The organism is Pseudomonas sp. PS01300, from assembly GCF_029960155.1.
Classification (GTDB): domain Bacteria; phylum Pseudomonadota; class Gammaproteobacteria; order Pseudomonadales; family Pseudomonadaceae; genus Aquipseudomonas; species Aquipseudomonas palmensis.
Map to the genome: position 1 here is coordinate 78,843 of NZ_JASCPN010000014.1, position 16,498 is coordinate 95,340.

At 66.3% G+C, this 16,498-nt stretch carries 15 protein-coding genes; 8 read left to right on the forward strand and 7 right to left on the reverse strand.

Translation table 11 applies throughout. The features are described 5' to 3' along the window. The first annotated feature begins 51 nt into the window (after positions 1-51). From QMX96_RS10300 to QMX96_RS10315, 4 genes are all read left to right on the forward strand, one after another. A complete protein-coding gene (locus QMX96_RS10300) occupies positions 52-1,083 on the forward strand; it encodes an ABC transporter substrate-binding protein (RefSeq protein ID WP_043861358.1) in 1,032 nt (343 codons plus the stop codon). Further along, the gene (locus QMX96_RS10305) at positions 1,080-2,486 is read left to right on the forward strand and encodes an FAD-dependent oxidoreductase (protein ID WP_116054257.1); all 1,407 of its coding nucleotides are present in this window, start codon (positions 1,080-1,082) and stop codon (positions 2,484-2,486) included. The genes QMX96_RS10300 and QMX96_RS10305 overlap by 4 nt, the downstream gene beginning before the upstream one ends. Positions 2,487-2,495: 9 nt before the next feature. Next, the gene (locus QMX96_RS10310) at positions 2,496-2,843 is read left to right on the forward strand and encodes a cupin domain-containing protein (protein WP_043861356.1); all 348 of its coding nucleotides are present in this window, start codon (positions 2,496-2,498) and stop codon (positions 2,841-2,843) included. Positions 2,844-2,948: 105 nt separating this feature from the next. Continuing rightward, entirely contained in the window at positions 2,949-3,842 is an 894-nt protein-coding gene (locus QMX96_RS10315) for an AraC family transcriptional regulator (RefSeq protein ID WP_054914598.1), read from the forward strand. Positions 3,843-3,907: 65 nt separating this feature from the next. Here the strand turns inward: QMX96_RS10315 and QMX96_RS10320 are convergent, their stop codons facing one another. Together QMX96_RS10320 and thpR are read right to left on the reverse strand one after the other, a co-directional pair. Further along, positions 3,908-4,618 (reverse strand): hypothetical protein, encoded by a 711-nt coding sequence (locus tag QMX96_RS10320; protein ID WP_054914597.1) that lies wholly within the window; start codon positions 4,616-4,618, stop codon positions 3,908-3,910. A gap of 44 nt (positions 4,619-4,662) precedes the next feature. Then, positions 4,663-5,205 carry an RNA 2',3'-cyclic phosphodiesterase gene (gene thpR, locus QMX96_RS10325; RefSeq protein ID WP_043861354.1) on the reverse strand — a complete coding sequence of 181 codons (543 nt, stop codon included), beginning with the start codon at positions 5,203-5,205 and terminating at the stop codon, positions 4,663-4,665. A 125-nt stretch (positions 5,206-5,330) separates the two neighbouring features. On the opposite strand from thpR, the gene QMX96_RS10330 reads away from it, so the two are divergent. After that, a complete protein-coding gene (locus tag QMX96_RS10330; protein ID WP_054914596.1) occupies positions 5,331-6,353 on the forward strand; it encodes a hypothetical protein in 1,023 nt (340 codons plus the stop codon). Positions 6,354-6,362: 9 nt separating this feature from the next. Here the strand turns inward: QMX96_RS10330 and QMX96_RS10335 are convergent, their stop codons facing one another. Next, positions 6,363-7,436, reverse strand: coding sequence for an NAD(P)-dependent alcohol dehydrogenase (locus QMX96_RS10335; RefSeq protein WP_043861352.1), 1,074 nt, complete (start codon positions 7,434-7,436; stop codon positions 6,363-6,365). Positions 7,437-7,755: 319 nt separating this feature from the next. Here QMX96_RS10335 and QMX96_RS10340 point away from each other — a divergent pair, with 319 nt between their 5' ends. Then, the gene (locus tag QMX96_RS10340) at positions 7,756-8,085 is read left to right on the forward strand and encodes a hypothetical protein (RefSeq protein WP_043861351.1); all 330 of its coding nucleotides are present in this window, start codon (positions 7,756-7,758) and stop codon (positions 8,083-8,085) included. A gap of 34 nt (positions 8,086-8,119) precedes the next feature. Beyond that, the gene (locus QMX96_RS10345) at positions 8,120-9,742 is read left to right on the forward strand and encodes an ankyrin repeat domain-containing protein (RefSeq protein WP_282361727.1); all 1,623 of its coding nucleotides are present in this window, start codon (positions 8,120-8,122) and stop codon (positions 9,740-9,742) included. 67 nt (positions 9,743-9,809) lie between these two features. Here QMX96_RS10345 and QMX96_RS10350 read toward each other — a convergent pair whose 3' ends face one another. Genes QMX96_RS10350 through araD1 form a run of 4 tightly spaced genes read right to left on the reverse strand, consistent with a single transcriptional unit; the run spans position 9,810 to position 15,393 of the window. Beyond that, entirely contained in the window at positions 9,810-11,396 is a 1,587-nt protein-coding gene (locus QMX96_RS10350; protein WP_282361728.1) for an aldehyde dehydrogenase (NADP(+)), read from the reverse strand. A 31-nt stretch (positions 11,397-11,427) separates the two neighbouring features. Then, positions 11,428-12,984, reverse strand: a complete 1,557-nt coding sequence (locus QMX96_RS10355) for an altronate dehydratase family protein (RefSeq protein ID WP_058540127.1) — start codon at positions 12,982-12,984, stop codon at positions 11,428-11,430. 30 nt (positions 12,985-13,014) lie between these two features. Next, positions 13,015-14,337: an MFS transporter gene (locus QMX96_RS10360; RefSeq protein WP_282361732.1), complete on the reverse strand. Its 1,323-nt coding sequence runs from the start codon at positions 14,335-14,337 to the stop codon at positions 13,015-13,017. 57 nt (positions 14,338-14,394) lie between these two features. Next, positions 14,395-15,393, reverse strand: a complete 999-nt coding sequence (araD1, locus tag QMX96_RS10365; protein ID WP_282361733.1) for an AraD1 family protein — start codon at positions 15,391-15,393, stop codon at positions 14,395-14,397. A gap of 112 nt (positions 15,394-15,505) precedes the next feature. On the opposite strand from araD1, the gene QMX96_RS10370 reads away from it, so the two are divergent. Next, positions 15,506-16,423: a LysR family transcriptional regulator gene (locus QMX96_RS10370; protein ID WP_054914590.1), complete on the forward strand. Its 918-nt coding sequence runs from the start codon at positions 15,506-15,508 to the stop codon at positions 16,421-16,423. Positions 16,424-16,498: the final 75 nt, after the last annotated feature.

Below are 16,498 nucleotides of genomic sequence, written 5' to 3' on the forward strand. Positions count from 1 at the left end.
TGCGGCTCGACACTTGGCCTACTGAGCCATCCCGACCCGGAGAACATAACAATGCACAAGAATCTGGCCTTTTCGCTCACCCTGATCGCTGCCGCTGCGTGCAGCACATCGGCGCTGGCCGACCTCACCGTGGTGTCCCACGGCGGGGCCAACAAGGCCGCACAGGTGGCGGCCTTCTATGACACCTACCAGGCACAGACCGGCACCCGCATCGTGGCCGGCGAGTTCAATGGCGAGATGGCCAAGGTCAAGGTGATGGTCGATACCGGCAGCGTCTCGTGGGACGTGGTCGAGATGGAGATGCCCGAGCTTGCACGCGCCTGTGAAGAAGGCCTGCTCGAAGAGTTCGCCCCCGACCCGGCCGTGGCCGCGCAACTGCTGCCCGGTGCGGTACAGCCGTGCGGCGTGGGCTTTTTCGTGTGGTCGACGGTGATCGCCTACAACGCCGACAAGCTCAAGGTGGCCCCCACCAGCTGGGACGACTTCTGGAACCTGGAGAAATTCCCCGGCAAGCGCGGGCTGCGCAAGGGCGCCATGTACACCCTGGAATTCGCCCTGCTGGCCGACGGCGTGCCGGCGGCCGATGTCTACACCCTGCTGGCCACCCGTGAAGGCCAGGACCGCGCCTTCGCCAAGCTCGACCAGATCAAGTCGAGCATCCAGTGGTGGGAGGCCGGCGCCCAGCCGCCGCAATACCTGGCCTCGGGCGACGTGGTGATGAGCTCGGCCTACAGCGGCCGGATCAGCGCGGTGCAGAGCCAGACGCCGCTGCGCATCGTGTGGAATGGCGGCATCTATGACATGGACGCCTGGGCCATCCCGCGTGGGGCCAAGAAGCGCGACGAAGCACTGAAGTTCATCAACCACACCCTCAAGGCCGAGCAGCAGAAGGGCTACGCCGAACAGATCGCCTACGGGCCGGTCAACCGCGAGGCCCTGGGCCTGCTGAGCGAGCAGCGGGTCAGCGAGCTGCCCACCGGCAGCCCCAACCTGCAAGGCCAGTTGCCGATGAACGCAAGCTTCTGGGCCGACCACGGCGAACTGCTCGAACAGCGCTTCAACGCCTGGGCGGCACGCTCATGAAACTGACCCCCAGCGCACCGCTCAAACGCAGCTACTGGCTGGAAAGCGCCGAGCCCAGCCTCAAACCCGGCCCGGCGCTGCAGGGCGAGCACGACGCCGATGTGGTGATCGTCGGTGGCGGCTTCGTCGGCCTGTGGACCGCCCTGACCCTCAAGGAACATGAGCCGGATATCCGCGTGATGGTGCTGGAGCAGGACGTGTGCGGCGGGGGCGCCTCGGGGCGCAACGGCGGCTTCGTGATGTCGTGGTGGCCCAAGGTGGGCACCCTGGCGAGCTTCTGCACCCGGGAGCAGGCGCTGTTTCTGGGGCACAGCGCCGAGCGGGCGATCAGCGAGCTGGGCGAGTTCTGCCAGCAGCACCAGATCGACGCGCACTTTCGCCAGAAGGGCTGGCTGTGGACGGCCACCAGCCCCGCGCACATCGACACCTGGAACGCCACGCTGGCCGCCTGTGCCCGCCTTGGGGTAACGCCGTTCGAGCGGGTGCCGGCTGCCGAGGTGGCGCGCCGTTGTGGCTCGAAGGTGCACCTGGCCGGCGTGTTCGAACGCAGCAACGCCACCGTGCAACCCGGCGCCCTGGTGCGCGGCATGCGCCGGGTGGCGCTGGAGGCGGGGGTGGTGATTGCCGAGGGTACTGCGGTCAGCGATATCCAGCCCGGCACACCGGTGCAGGTGCTGACCCCGCAGGCGCGCATCCGTGCCGGCTCGGTGGTGCTGGCCACCAATGCCTGGGCGGCTGCCTTGCCGCAACTGGCGCGCCTGATCACCCCGGTCAACAGTTCCATCGTGCTCACCGAGCCGGTGGCGACCCGCCTGGAACAGATGGGCTGGACCGGCGCCGAGTCGATCACCGATTCGCAACTGATGGTCGACTACTACCGCACCACCGTGGATGGCCGTATCGCCTTCGGCAAGGGCACCGGGGCGATAGCCTACGGCGGCAGGATCGGGCCGGTGTTCAGCCACGACCCGGGCAGCATCGCGCTGACCGAGGCCGACCTGCGCCGTACCTACCCGATGCTCGATGACGTGCGCATCACCCATACCTGGTCGGGGCCCATCGACCGCACCTACGACAGCCTGCCGACCTTCGGCGGCCTGGGCGAGCAGGGCAACATCCACTACGGCATCGGCTGGAGCGGCAACGGTGTGGGCCCCAGCCGCCTGGGCGGGCGCATCCTGGCCAGCCTGGCCCTGGGGCGCAAGGATGCCTGGAGCACCTGTGCACTGGTGGGGCGCAACTGCAAGGCCTTCCCGCCGGAGCCGCTGCGGTATGTGGGCGGTTCGCTGGTGCGCAACGCCGTGATACGCAAGGAGCGCGCCGAAATGGCCGGCCACACCGCCGGCCGTCTCGATTGCATGCTGGCCCGCCTGGCCCCGGCCGGGCTTGAAGACAAATCCTGAGGACTGCACATGAACCCTGTACTGATTCACCTTGAAGACGACACGGCCTTCGGCCCCAGCGCGGCAGTCGGCGCCCCCCTGGGCGAGCCGGTAGCCATGGCGCGTACCGCGTTGCACCAGGAGCTGGCCGGGCAGGGCGCCAGCACCGGCTTGTGGGAATGTACGCCGGGGCGCTTCCGGCGCCAGGTAGTGCAGGCCGAGTACAGCTATATCATCAGCGGCGAGGGCAGCTTCACCCCCGAGGGTGGCGAACCTATCCCGTTCGGTGCCGGCGATGCGCTGTACTTTGCCGCCAACAGCCAGGGCACCTGGGACGTGCGCCAGACGGTACGCAAGACCTACCTGATCCTGGGTTAATGCTCCGATAGTCATGCCTGATCCTCCGGGATCGGGCGTGCGGTAGTGGCGGTGGGCAGCGAATCTGCGATGATGCGCGTGTCTGATCCTCTGATGCGGTACCCCATGCAGCTCACCTGCCACGCCGATGCCAATGCCACGCTTTGCGCCCTGATCCAACCCCTTGCCACCCGCCCGGGCCCGGTCGACACCCACCTGCCGCAGGTGCAGGTGTTGTCCTGGAGCCACTACGTGGCGAGCAGCCCGCAGATCTACGAACCGAGCCTGATGATCCTGGCCCAGGGCAGCAAACTGGCCCGGCTGGGGCCGCGTACCCTGGAATATGGGGCTGGTCACTACCTGGTGCAGGCACTGTCGGTGCCGTTCATGTGCGAAACCTTCGCCACCGAAGATGAACCCCTGCTGGGCGTGTCGGTGGCGATCGACCGCACGGTGCTGAGCGAGCTGGTGCAGAGCATGGGGCTGGGGGCTGGCCAGGTGGTGGCGGCGCAGACGCCCGAATCCATGACATCAGCGGCGCTGGATGCGCCGATGCGCGAGAGTGTGGAGCGGCTGCTGCGTTGCCTGCACGACCCGCTGGAAAGCCGGGTGATGGGGGCGGCGCGGGTGCGCGAGGTGTTGTACGTGGCCTTGCGTGGGCCGCAGGCCGGGGTGCTGCGGGCGCTGGTGGAGCAGCAGGGGCATTTTGCGCGCATCGCTGCAGCCCTCAGCCATTTGCGCGAGCATTACGCCGAGCCGTTGAGCGTGGAGGCGTTGGCGGGGCGGGCGAACATGAGTACCTCGACGTTTCATGAGCACTTCAAGCGCTGCACGTTGCTGTCGCCGATCCAGTACCTCAAGCGGTTGCGTTTGCTCAAGGCGCAGCAGATGTTGATAGGCGAGGGGTTGGGTGTGGCGCAGGTGGCGCATCGGGTGGGGTATCAGAGCACGTCGCAGTTCAGCCGCGAGTACAAGCGGCATTTCGAGCGCAGCCCGGGGCGGGAGCAGGCTTATCTCTAGGGAGGCGAGCGCGTGGCGCTCGTTCGCCGGCAAGGCCGGCTCCTACAATAGAGGTGGGCCACTCCTCATTCGGTGTAGTAGTAGCTCTTCAGGAACCGGAACTCATGCGCCTGCGCCTCGCACCACTGGGCAAACCCCACCGCCCGATCACCCGCCTGATACTGCGCCCAGGCCTCGAGCATTTCACGCAGGCTGCACACTTCACCATCAATGTAACTGCGGGTCGTTTCGGCCTCGATCAGCCGCGCCAGCGCACTGGCACGCGCAAGCTTCGTCGCCGCAACGGTAACGTCACCCAGAAACACCGACTCATGCAGGTGATGAACCATGAAATCAACCTCGCCCAGCTCATCCAGCGCCAACTGCCGCAACGCCACCTGATCCTGCGGGTCGTGCGCCAGTGCCGCCTGGAGCCACGCCGACTCGCCCGTCAGCTTGCCCATCCAGCGATAAGGCTCGGCCAACGCCGGGCCCTCGTCGCACCAGGCTCGCAGCACCTGCCTGAGGTAGCGGGTCAAGGCATGCGACAACAACTGGTGCGCACCACTGTTGCTGAAGGCAAGGTCGGCAATCTCGCAGACAATCGCCCGCTGCTGGCCCACCTCCCGCTGACGCGCACCGTCGAGAAACTCGTCCAGCGCCTTGAGCGCCGGCTTTTTCAGGCCCTGTTCGCGCAGCAGGCAATACCGCGAGAAACCGGCAAAGCCTTCACGGGAGGCATAGACCTCGCCAATGCGCCTGAGGCCTTCGAAGTTGTCCTTGTTCCAGTAATACATGCTCTTCCTTGCCAGTCAGCGCCGACACCACGGTCGGCAGGGGTTCACGCCAGCGGCCACTGCGCTATCGGCTTGTAGCGGCCGCCACTGGACTCGAACAACACGAAATCGTCGATGTTCAATCTGAACGCCGGTGGCTCCGGCGTCTCCGGTACATCACCCGGGTAGTCGCGCACCAGCGTCAGGTGCGCACGAAACTCACGCACGCTGTCTTCCACGCCCAGCGGCAGCAACGCCTGCTGCAGGGCATACACCCATTGACGCAAGGCCACCGGCGTCTGCGTGGGCTCCAGCACCAGTGCATCGGCGCGGTGCCATGCGACCAGCCGGTCCAGCTCCAGGCGCAGCGGGCCTTCGGGGCGCGGCACCGCCGCCATGGCGTCGCACAGCGCAGGCAGGCGCGAGACGCCGACTTCCCCAAGGAACATCAGCGTCAGGTGAAAATTGGCCGCAGGCACCGGACGACCACGGGTGATCCCCAGTGTGCTGCGCCATTTGCCGATGGCCCGGCATTGCTGCTCGGTACAGGGCAGGGCGATGAACAGGCGCTTGAACGGCTCGCCCGGGGTTCGCAGTTCACCTCGCATGGAAGCTCCCTTGAATGTGTGCAGGTGCCGACAGGGTACCGAGCAGCGCCGACCAAGGCCAGCCGTGGTTCCCGCGCCGCTCGCTATACTCCAGGCAAGCGCTTCACTGCACCGGGGGGCCGACCTTGAACCAGCGCATCCTGCTCGCCCTGTGCACCCTTGCACTGTTGCTGGCCATCGGCGGTTGCGCCCGGTCCCGGCCGACACCAGCGCCGCAACCCCCGGTGGTGCTGTCCCAGGCCGCCTGGCAACGTGTCGACTGGGACATCATCGACGCCTCCGAGGGCGCCAGCCGTTCCGCCCAGGACTATGCGCGACGCTCCATGAAGGTATGGAAAGACGCAGTGCACGCGCGTACCGAGGCGGACTTCATTCCGTGGTTCACCGGTTACTGGACCCAGCAGTGGCTGACCCTCAAGGTGGCCTGGTACAAGGTCAGCAAGAACCAGCAGACCGCGCCCGGCGAGGACCGCCTGGCGCTCTACCTGCAGGAGCAGTACCGCGAACGGGTGCTGGAGCCGGTGGCCAGGGAAATCAACCCGCAGCTGATCCGCGAGCGCGCCACCCAACTGTACGTGCAACTGCTCGGCCAGCAGCTGCAAGGTATCGGCCAGCGCTACCGCGCCGCCCCCGACCAGTTCGCCCTGCACCTGAACCGCATTCCCGCCATCGCCCTCGGCCCGCCGGCCGCACGCGACGCCTCGGTGCATCAGCTGATCACGGCCCAGCCACTGCTGAGCCTGCCGGCCTACCTGGCGTTGAACGAGCAGATCCAGAAGGCTGCGGTGGCGGCAGGCCAGGCGCCGTCCGACACGGGCCTGTCGTCGGTGGCCAAGCGCGCCAGCGCCCAGCTCGAAGCAACGCTGGTGCCGCGCGGCGCGGCCAGCGCGGTGGCGGCTGCGGTGGGCAAGGCGGTGGGGGCGCTGATCTCGGTGGCCTCGGCGGGCATCGGCGCGATGATGCACGAAAGCGAGCGCCCGGCCATGGTCGAGCAGCTGCGGGTAATCCTCAATGTGGCGCTCAACGAGGAATGGCAGGGCCTGATGCAGAACCCCGCCACCGGGGTGATGGCGGGGGTCAATGCGCTGTCGGGGCAGATCCGCGACAGCCTGGTGCTCAGCAGCGGCTTGCCGGCGATGCAGCCCTGATGGCGGTGCTCATGGAGTGATCGCGACTTTCATCACGCCGTCGCGCTGGTGCGCGAACAGTTCGTAGGCCGCCTCGATGTCGTCGAGCTTGTAGCGGTGGGTCACCAGCGGCTTGAGGTCGACGCTGCCGCTGGCCACCACCTCCATCAGGCGGCGCATGCGCTCCTTGCCGCCGGGGCACAGGGTGCTGACGATGCTGTAGTCGCCAAGCCCGGCGCCAAAGGCCGACAGCGGGATGGTCAGGTCCGAGGAATACACCCCCAGGCTCGACAGCGTGCCGCCCGGGCGCAGGATGCGCAGCGCCGACTCGAAGGTCGACTGGGTGCCCAGCGCCTCGATGCTCACGTCTACGCCACGGCCGTGGGTGAGGGCCATGATCTGGTCCACCACGTTGCCCTGCTTGAAGTCCACTACGTGGGTGGCGCCCAGCTGGCGGGCTACCGAAAGACGCGCGGGCACGGTGTCGACGCCGATGATGGTGGTGGCGCCCATCAGCTTGGCCCCGGCCACCGCGCACAGGCCGATCGGCCCCAGGGCGAACACTGCCACCGTGTCGCCGATACGCACGCCGCCGCGCTCGGCCCCGGAGAACCCGGTAGACATGATGTCGGGGCACATCAGTACCTGTTCGTCACTCAGCCCGTCCGGGATCGGCGAGAGGTTGGCCATGGCGTCCGGCACCAGCACGTATTCGGCCTGGCAGCCGTCGATGGTGTTGCCGAACTTCCAGCCGCCGGCCGGCTTGAAACCGTGCGGCGTGCCGGGGCCGTCCTGGGACGAACAGCCACACAGGCAGGCATAGCTGTGGCCGCTGGGGGTGATGGCGCCGGCGATGACGCGCTGGCCCTCGGTGAAGCCCTTAACCTGGGCGCCGAGCTTTTCGATGATGCCGACCGGTTCATGGCCGATGGTCAGGCCCTTTTCCACCGGGTACTCGCCGCGCAGGATATGCACGTCGGTGCCGCACAGGGTGGTGGTGGTGATGCGGATCAGGGCGTCTGAGGGGCCGACCTCGGGGATCGGTTTTTCATCGAGCACGATGCGGTTCTTCTCGACAAAGATTGCAGCTTTCATGCGGGCCATGGTCGTTTCTCCTCAAGGGGGTACACGCGCAACTTCATGGGGCAGGGTGCGCCTGCACGGGCGGCGGGCTGTTGATCCGGGTCAAGCTGATGAGCATAGGCCATGGCGGGGCTCATCTGCGTAGAAAACAAATCATCGGGTTCTCAGGTTATTTTCATCATCTTTTGTTTTAAAACAGATAGTTAGGTAAATAATCTAAAGTTGTTTATGAAGTGAACTTAAATTGTAGGACAGGGTCATAGGTTGCTCATGCTGGCAGGTTGATATGAAAGTGCCAGCGTGCAACCCACAAGACAGATACGTGCTAAGGACTCGGTTAATGAAAATCATCAAGACGCTGGTGCTCACCTCGCTGTTCGCCGCCCTGGCCGGCTGCGGCAGCGATGCCATCGAAGGCAAGTTCAACGTGCAGGCCAGCGTGATGGGCTTCAAGAGCAACGTGGGTACCGCAGAGCTGGACGAGGACTACATCACCCTGCTGGGCGACAAGTACGAGATCGACGAGTGGAAGCGTGACGGTGACACCGTCGTCGCCCGCGACAAGAACGGCACCGCGGTGATGAACGCGCGCGTCGAAGACAACGGTAACCGCCTGGTGGTGCTGGACGGCGGTGAGCTGGTCAGCATGACCCTGACCCGCATCAAGTAACTCCCCACGCCACATTCAACTCCAAGGACGTTCTGTGAAAAAAGTACTGGCTGTATCAGGCATTGCCGCGTTGCTGGCTGGCTGCGGGTCGAGTTACCAGTGGGACGAGGTCACCACCTCCAAGGGCAGCAAGGGCAAGCCCACTGCCATCTATGTGGACAAGAAGACCAAGGAGCCGGTGTCCGGCACCATCATCTGGAAGGAAGGCGACACGCTGATCTCCGAGTTCAAGGTCAAGAACGGCAAGGTCCAGGGCGACTGGGTTACCCACAATGCCGACGGCTCGGTGGCCATCGAGGCGCAACTGGATGACGGCCAGCTGACCGGCACCACGACCGTGTACTGCAGCGGCGGCGAGAAAAAGCCGCAGCAGCGCATCGTCATCGCCGGCAAGAAGCAGACCGAGAGCCAGTTCGACTGCGCCAGCGGCCTGCAGACCCGCGAACAGGTCACGGTGCACGAAGAGGGCAGCAAGCAGAACGGTCGCACCCTGGCCCAATCGGCCTGGCGCGTGGTCAATGGCGAGCAGATGCCGGCCGTGGTCGCCAACTATGACAAGGACGGCAGCGGCCAGCTCGATGGCGTGCAGGAAACCTTCTACCCGACCGGCCAGGTGCAGGAGCGCAAGCACTACAACCAGGGCAAGCTGGAGGGCCTGCAGGAGGAGTTCGTGCTGCTCGACGACGGCACCTACCGTCTGCGTAAGGTCACTGCCTACAAGGATGGCCAGCGCGATGGCGATTCGATCCAGTACTTCGCCTCGCCCGACTGGCCGGAAAAGACCGTCGAAAAACGCGAAACCTACGCGGCGGGGCAGGACACCGGCAAGACCGTGATCTACCGCGAGCTGGATGTACAGGTGCTGGTGCCGTACCAGGACGTGCCGCCCAACCACTACAAGCTCAAGGAAGCGCTGGCCGGCAAGTCTACCCGTGACGGCTACGTGGCCGATGTGGAGTCGCTCAAGTACCTGCTGCAGGCCTCTGACATCGACCTGAACAAGCCGCTGGTCGCCGAAGCCGAGCTGCCGGTCCACTATGTGGCCGAGAATGCCTACGACATGCTGGTGAGCCTGGGCGCCGACCCGCTCAAGACCACCGCAGAGGGCAATACCCGGCTGATGATGTGCCTGAAGAACGCGTGGCGCGATTGCTCGGACGCGCACTTCGACCAGCTGCTGGCCTTGTCCAATGCCAAGACGGCCAACCTGTTCGGCAACACGCCGCTGCACGAGCTGTGCAAGAGCAACAGCCTGACCAAGGAGCGCCCGGAACTGGGCCAGCGCCTGATCGCCAGCCAGGACATCAACGCGGTGAACTACGCGGGCCAGACTGCCTTGCACTACTGCATCACGCAGCGTGACAAGACCGTGGCCAATGCGCTGATCGCGGCCGGTGCCGATCTGGACAAGGCGGACTATTCGGGCGTTACCCCGGTGCAACTGGTGTTCCTGCGCGACCCGCGCCTGGGCCGTCAGAAGCAGGTGAGCTGGGACGCGGCGCGTATCCAGTACGTGGGCGGGCTGCTGGGCAAGTCCACGTTCAACTTCGAAGCGCCGTTCCCGGGCTTCGACAAGAGCCTGAAGCAGCTGATGATCGAAGCCAGCGATGCGCAGAGCGCAATGCTGGTTGACAGCCTGGCTGCCAACAAGGGTTGACCCCAGTTGCCGGGAAGGCTGGCCCCTGCAGGTGCAGGAGCCGGCCTTGCCGGCGAAGGCGCCCGCATCAGGCGCCGACAGCCTCGCGGCTCATGACGCCATCGACCAGCCGCTGGATTCCCAGCGGATTGGCATTCTGCAACGCTTCGGGCAGCAGTGCATCGGGGTAGTTCTGCAAGCACACCGGGCGCAGGAACCGGTCGATCGCCAGGGAACCCACCGAGGTGCCCCGGGCATCGGACGTGGCCGGGTACGGCCCGCCATGCACCATCGCATCGCACACCTCGACCCCCGTCGGATAGCCATTGAGCAGAACCCGCCCGACCTTTTCCACCAGCAACTCACCCAGCCAGCGGTATTCGAGCAACTCGGCCTGCTCGCCGATCAGGGTGGCGGTCAGTTGTCCGCGCAGCCCTTGCAATGCCAGCGCCAGCTGCGCATCGTCCTCTATCTCGATAACGATGGTGGTTGGGCCGAACACTTCTTCCTGAAGCAAATCATCACCTTGCAGCAACAAGTTCACATCGGCCTTGAACAGCTGGGGTTGCGCCTGGCGCCCGTTCTGCGCGGCCCCTGCCAGGTGCGTGAGGCCAGGATGGCGGTGCAGGTGCTCCAGCCCCTTGGCATAACTGGCCAGTGCCCCGGCATTGAGCATGGTCTGTGCAGGCTGTTCGGCCATCTGTGCGACGAAGGCGTGCACAAAGTCACTGAACGCCGGCGAGCGCACGCCGATGATCAGACCGGGGTTGGTGCAGAACTGCCCGCAGCCCAGGGTCACCGAACCGGTCAGCTCGCGGGCGATGGCCGCCCCACGCACCTGTAGCGCCTGTGGCAGCAGGATGACGGGGTTGATGCTCGACATCTCGGCGAACACCGGGATCGGCTGCGGGCGCTCGGCGGCCATTTTGCACAGGGCGTTGCCGCCCTTGAGCGAGCCGGTGAAGCCCACCGCCTGGATCGCCGGGTGGCGCACCAGCCATTCCCCCACACCTGCGCCATAGATCATGTTGAATACCCCCGCCGGCATGCCGGTGCGCTGCGCAGCGCGTAGGATCGCATCGGCCACCCATTCGGCGGTGGCCATGTGCCCGCTGTGAGCCTTGAACACCACCGGGCAGCCGGCGGCCAGCGCCGAGGCGGTATCGCCGCCGGCCGTGGAGAAGGCCAGCGGAAAGTTGCTGGCGCCGAACACCGCCACCGGCCCCAGGCCGATGCGGTACTGGCGCAGGTCCGGGCGCGGCAGTGGCTGGCGCTCGGGCAGCGCGCGGTCGATGCGTGCCCCGTGGAAGTCGCCACGGCGCAGCACGTTGGCGAATAGGCGCAGCTGCCCGCTGGTGCGCCCGCGTTCGCCCGAGATGCGTGCAGCGGGCAGGGCGGTTTCGCGGCATACCGTGGCGATGAAGTCATCGCCCAGGCCGTCCAGCTCGTCGGCGATGGCATCGAGAAATTCGGCGCGCCGCGTCGCAGGCAGCGTACGGAACTGCGGGTAGGCGCTGGCGGCAGCCTTGGCGGCGGCGTCCACTTCTTCGGCAGTGGCCTGGATGAAGGTGCACGCCAGCGCTTGGCCGGTGCTCGCATCCAGGCTCTGCAGTACGGTGGTGCCGGCAGCGCTGCGCTGGCCGGCGATGTAGTTGTGGCCGAGAACAGAGGTCATTGCGGGGTCCTTGTCGGTTGAGGGCAGGGGCTCAGGTGATGGCGCCGATCTGCCAGGGCACGAATTCGTTCTGGCCGTAGCCATGTTGTTCGCTCTTGCTGCGCTCGCCCGAGGCAATGCGCAGCATCAGGCGGTAGATGTGTTCGCCGCGTTCCTCGATGGTGGTGCTGGCGTCGGCGATGCCGCCGCAGTTCACGTCCATGTCGTCTTCCTGGGTTTCCCACAGGCGGGTGTTGGTGGCCAGCTTGATCGAGGGCGACGGTGCGCAGCCGTAGGCCGAACCGCGCCCGGTGGTGAAGGCGATCAGGTTGGCGCCGCCGGCGACCTGGCCGGTGGCCGAGATCGGGTCGTAGCCGGGGGTGTCCATGAACACCAGGCCGTGGGCACGCACCGGTTCGGCGTATTCGTAGACGTCCATCAGGTCGCTGGAGCCGGCCTTGGCCACGGCGCCCAGGGATTTTTCAAGAATGGTGGTGAGGCCGCCGGCCTTGTTGCCGGCCGAGGGGTTGTTGTTCAGTTCGGCGCCCATGCGCTCGCAGTAGGCTTCCCACCAGTGGATGCGCGCGATCAGCTTTTCGCCCACTTCGCGGCTGACCGCACGGCGCGTGAGCAGGTGCTCGGCGCCGTAGATTTCCGGGGTTTCGGACAGTATCGCGGTGCCACCGGCCGCTACCAGGCGATCCACCGCATTGCCCAGTGCCGGGTTGGCGGTGATGCCCGAATAGCCGTCGGAGCCGCCACATTGCAGGCCGACGGTCAGGTGCCTGACGCTGACCGGCTCGCGACGCACCTGATCGGCTTCGGCCAGCAGCGACTTGACCTGGGCGATGCCGCTGGCAATGGTGCGCGTGGTGCCGCCGGTGCCCTGGATGGTGAAGGTGCGCAGGGTGTGGCTGCTGTTCAGGCCCTGGGCGGCCAGCAGGTCGGGGATCTGGTTGGTCTCGCAGCCCAGGCCGATCATCAGCACCGAGGCGAAGTTGGCATGCACCGCGTACCCGCCCAGGGTGCGCTGCAGCATCGCCAGCGCCTCACCGCCGGGGTCGACCGCGCAGCCCACGCCGTGGGTCAGGGCCACCACGCCGTCCACGTTGGGGTAGGGCGCGAGCGCCTCGGGGTGGATGTCGCGGCGAAAATGGTCGGCGATGGCGCGTGCCACGGTGGCCGAGCAGTTCACCGAGGTGAGGATGCCGATGTAGTTGCGCGTGGCCACCCGGCCGTCGGCGCGCACGATGCCCATGAAGGTATCGTCGGTGGTGGCCGGTGTGCCCCTGGCGTCCACGCCGAAGGCGTAGTCGCGGGCAAAGTCGCCCATGGCCAGATTGTGCACGTGCACATGCTCGCCGGCGGCGATGGGCTGGCTGGCAAAACCGATGATCTGCCCGTAGCGGCGCAGCGGCTGGCCGGGGGCGATGGCGCGCACCGCCACCTTGTGCCCTGCCGGGATGGCCTGCAGCACCTCGATGTGCTCGGCCTGCAGGTGCAGGCCCTTGGGCAGGGGCTGGCGGGCGATCAGCACGTCGTCCAGCGGGTTGAGGCGGATCACGGCGTTGGCGGCGCTGTCGCTGCCTGTTGTTGTAATGAGTTGCATCTCAGTCATCTCCAGAGGCGTGGGCCGGGCTTACGCCAGGCCGCGCTCGCGATAGTCGATCAGGCCGGAGAACAGCATCAGGCCGAAGGCCATGACCACGAAGAAGATCAGGGCCAGGAAGTAGGAGCCGGTGAACTGCACGATCAGGCCGATCAGGATCGGCACCAGTACGCCGACCATGTTGCCGCAGAAGTTCATGCTGCCGCCCAGGATGCCGGCCTTGGACTTGCCGCCCAGGATCGCCGGCAGGCACCAGTACATGCCGCACCAACGGATGAAGAACAGCGCGACGCACAGCAGGGCGATGACCCGCGCGGCATCCGGGGTGTAGGCCACCAGCAGGATGCACAGGGCAGCCACGGCGGCGGAGCCTGCGAACATGCTGCGCATCACGGTGTTGGGCTGGCCGCCGCTGGCTTTCCACTTGTCGGCGATCCAGCCGCCGATCAGCTCGCCGACGAAGCCGCACATGAAGATCAGGAAGGTGGCGCCGCCCATGGCCTTGATGTCCAGGTTGTGGGCCTGGTGCAGGTAGCTCGGCATCCAGGTCAGCAGGCCGTAGAACACGCTGTTGTAGCAGGCATAGCCGGCGAACATGGCCAGTACCGAGCGGCTCTTGAGCAGCTCCTTGAGGATCGCCTTGCGCCCGTTGCCGTCGCTGGCCACCGCGTTGGCCTGGTTGATGTAGTCCAGCTCGGCGGCGTTGACCTTGGGGTGCTCGCAAGGGTGGTTGCGGATGTACCACCAGGCCCAGATGCCGACCACGATGGTGCCCACCCCGGCGATCACGAAGGCGATGCGCCAGGAGTCGAACCAGGTGATCAGGCCGGCGATGATGATCGCGCCGAATGCGGTGCCCAGCGGCGCGCCGCCGTCCACCAGGGTGGCGCCACGCCCACGCTCGTTGGGGGTCAGCCAGGCGCCGTTGAGCTTGGCCCCGGCCGGCATGATCGGCGATTCGGCCACACCCAGGCCGACGCGGGTGATCAGCAGGGTGATCCAGTTGTGCGCGCCGCCGGCCAGTGCCTGGAAGGCGCCCCAGCCGATGGTGGCGGCACCGATGATGTTGCGCACCTGGAAACGGTCCAGCAGCATGCCGCTGGGGATCTGCATCAGTGCGTACGACCAGAAGAACGCGCTGAGAATCAGGCCTTCCATGGCCGGGGTCAGTTCGAATTCCGCCGAGATCAGCGGCAGCGCCACCGACAGCGAGGCGCGGTCGATGTAGTTGATCGCGGCCAGCAACAGCAGGATCAGGAAGATGCGCCAGCGCACGGTGGTGGGCCGCTGGGCATCGGTGGCAGCCAGGGCAGGTGTCGGGGCGGCCTGCAAGGAGGTGTCTTTCATGCTCATCTCACTCTTATGGTTGTTATGAAATGCCGCGGCGGCGCGCGGGGCGCCGCCTGCGGTTCAGAGCGCTTTCACCTCGCCGGGTGAGATGGCCGAAGGCGTCATGCTGATGCCATTGCGCAGCGGGGCGCCGAACTCGGGCAGGCTGATTTCGAACACGTCGCCGGGCGCGGCCTTGACCTGGTCGGCAAACGACAGGGTCGCGGTGCCGAAGAAGTGCACGTGCACATCGCCCGGACGCAGGAACTGGGTGTACTTGAAGTGGTGGTACTCCAGGTTCTCCAGCGAATGGCACATGTTGTCCTCGCCGCTGAGGAATTCCTTTTCCCACAGCAGGTTATCACCGCGGTGGATGCGGCTGACGCCGCCCAGGTGAGCGGGCAGCTCGCCGACCCGCAACTCGGGGCCGTAGGAGCAGTTGCGCAGCTTGGAGTGGGCCAGGTACAGGTAGTTGCGCCGCTCCATCACATGGTCGGAGAACTCGTTGCCGATGGCGAAGCCTACCCGGTAGGGCTGGCCGTCATCGCCAATCACGTACAGGCCGGCCAGCTCGGGCTCTTCGCCGCTGTCTTCGGCAAAGGCGGGGCTCTGGAACGGCTGGCCGGGGCGTACCACGATCGAGCCGTCGCCCTTGTAGAACCATTCCGGCTGCACACCGGCGGTGCCGGAGGGCGGGCGACCTCCTTCGATGCCCCACTGGAAGATGCGGGCGGTGTCGGTCAGGGCGGTGCTGTCGTCGATTTTCTGCTGGTGCATCTTGTCGCGGGTCGAGGCGCTGCCCAGGTGGGTCAGGCCGGTGCCGCTGATCAGGCAGTGGGCGGGGTCATCGTGGTCCAGCGGCGGCAGCACCCGGCAGTCGGCCAGGGCCTGGGCGTAACTGTGGGCGGTGGCGTCCAGGCCGCGGGCGAGCACTTCGTCGCACAGGCTGCGGGTGTTGCGAATCGCGGCCAGGGCCAGCTCACGCATGGTGCGGGTATTGCGTACCACCTGGATCAGGTCGCCTTCGATGACGCCGACGTGACGCGCGGCTGCAGGGGTTTCGAATTGGATCAGACGCATGCTGACTCCTGATTGTTCTTGTGGGGAGGGCTGTTGTCCGACACTTTAAATTTGCGTGGCTTTGCTGCCTAATGACAGCTGTTGACCGAGGGATAACCAAAAGTAATCACCTATGCTGCCACCCCTGACTACCATGGCTTCGCGCCTGCGCATGCGCCAGTTGCGCCTGCTGATCAGCCTCGACGAGCTGGGCTCGATCCACAAGGCCGCCCAGGCCCTGTCGATTACCCAGCCGGGCGCGACCAAGGCCCTCAATGAAATCGAATCGACCCTGGGCGCGGTGCTGTTCGAGCGCACCAGCAAGGGGCTGGAGGCCAATGACCTGGGGCGCTGCGTGGTGCGTTATGCGCGCCTGATCAATACCGACCTGGCGCACCTGCGCGAAGAGATGATCGGTATTCTGCAGGGCCACGGCGGGCGGCTGTCGGTGGGTTCGATCATGGGGGCGGTACCGATGCTGGTGGAGGGCCTGGCGCGTCTGCGCGAGAGCCAGCCGGACCTGTCGGTATCGATCGTCGAGGACACCAGCGACCGCCTGCTCAGCTTGCTCGATCAGGGCCGCCTGGATGTGGTGATCTGCCGAACCAGCGTGAGCCCGCGACCGGGCGCCTATGTGAGCCGGGCCAGGCATCAGGAGCAGTTGGTGGTGGTGGCCAATCTGCAGCACCCGCTGGTGGGGTGTGCCGAGTTGAGGCTCGAGGCGTTGGCCGATTCACGCTGGGTGGTGTTCCCGGTGAACATGCCGATGCGCTTGACGCTGGAGCGAGAATTTCGTGAGGCGGGTTTGAGCTTTCCGCTGTATCCCATTGAAACTTCATCAACTTTTACCACGCTCACGCTGCTGTTGCAGGACCGTGGGCTGGTGGCGGTGATGCCGTGGGACTCGGCCAGGATCGCGCTCGAGCATGGGATGCTGGCGCAACTGCCGCTGGTGTTGAACTCGCGCAGCGAGCCCTATGAGGTGGTCACGCGCAAGGGGGTGGAACTGCCGGTGCCGGCGCAGTTGCTGATCGAGGCGCTGGGGGTGTGAGGTGACAGGCCGGGCCCTTCGCCGGGGCCGGCCCGCGCGGGGGGGGGGGCCCGCCGGGGCGGGGGCCAGCGGGGG

Excerpts from the sequence above, each read along its gene's own strand:
- QMX96_RS10300 (WP_043861358.1), top strand. The coding sequence starts at position 52 with ATGCACAAGAATCTGGCCTTTTCGCTCACCCTGATCGCTGCCGCTGCG.
- QMX96_RS10305 (WP_116054257.1), top strand. The coding sequence starts at position 1,080 with ATGAAACTGACCCCCAGCGCACCGCTCAAACGCAGCTACTGGCTGGAA.
- QMX96_RS10310 (WP_043861356.1), top strand. The coding sequence starts at position 2,496 with ATGAACCCTGTACTGATTCACCTTGAAGACGACACGGCCTTCGGCCCC.
- QMX96_RS10315 (WP_054914598.1), top strand. The coding sequence starts at position 2,949 with ATGCAGCTCACCTGCCACGCCGATGCCAATGCCACGCTTTGCGCCCTG.
- QMX96_RS10320 (WP_054914597.1), bottom strand. The coding sequence starts at position 4,618 with ATGTATTACTGGAACAAGGACAACTTCGAAGGCCTCAGGCGCATTGGC.
- thpR (WP_043861354.1), bottom strand. The coding sequence starts at position 5,205 with ATGCGAGGTGAACTGCGAACCCCGGGCGAGCCGTTCAAGCGCCTGTTC.
- QMX96_RS10335 (WP_043861352.1), bottom strand. The coding sequence starts at position 7,436 with ATGGCCCGCATGAAAGCTGCAATCTTTGTCGAGAAGAACCGCATCGTG.
- QMX96_RS10340 (WP_043861351.1), top strand. The coding sequence starts at position 7,756 with ATGAAAATCATCAAGACGCTGGTGCTCACCTCGCTGTTCGCCGCCCTG.
- QMX96_RS10350 (WP_282361728.1), bottom strand. The coding sequence starts at position 11,396 with ATGACCTCTGTTCTCGGCCACAACTACATCGCCGGCCAGCGCAGCGCT.
- QMX96_RS10355 (WP_058540127.1), bottom strand. The coding sequence starts at position 12,984 with ATGCAACTCATTACAACAACAGGCAGCGACAGCGCCGCCAACGCCGTG.
- QMX96_RS10360 (WP_282361732.1), bottom strand. The coding sequence starts at position 14,337 with ATGAGCATGAAAGACACCTCCTTGCAGGCCGCCCCGACACCTGCCCTG.
- araD1 (WP_282361733.1), bottom strand. The coding sequence starts at position 15,393 with ATGCGTCTGATCCAATTCGAAACCCCTGCAGCCGCGCGTCACGTCGGC.
- QMX96_RS10370 (WP_054914590.1), top strand. The coding sequence starts at position 15,506 with ATGCTGCCACCCCTGACTACCATGGCTTCGCGCCTGCGCATGCGCCAG.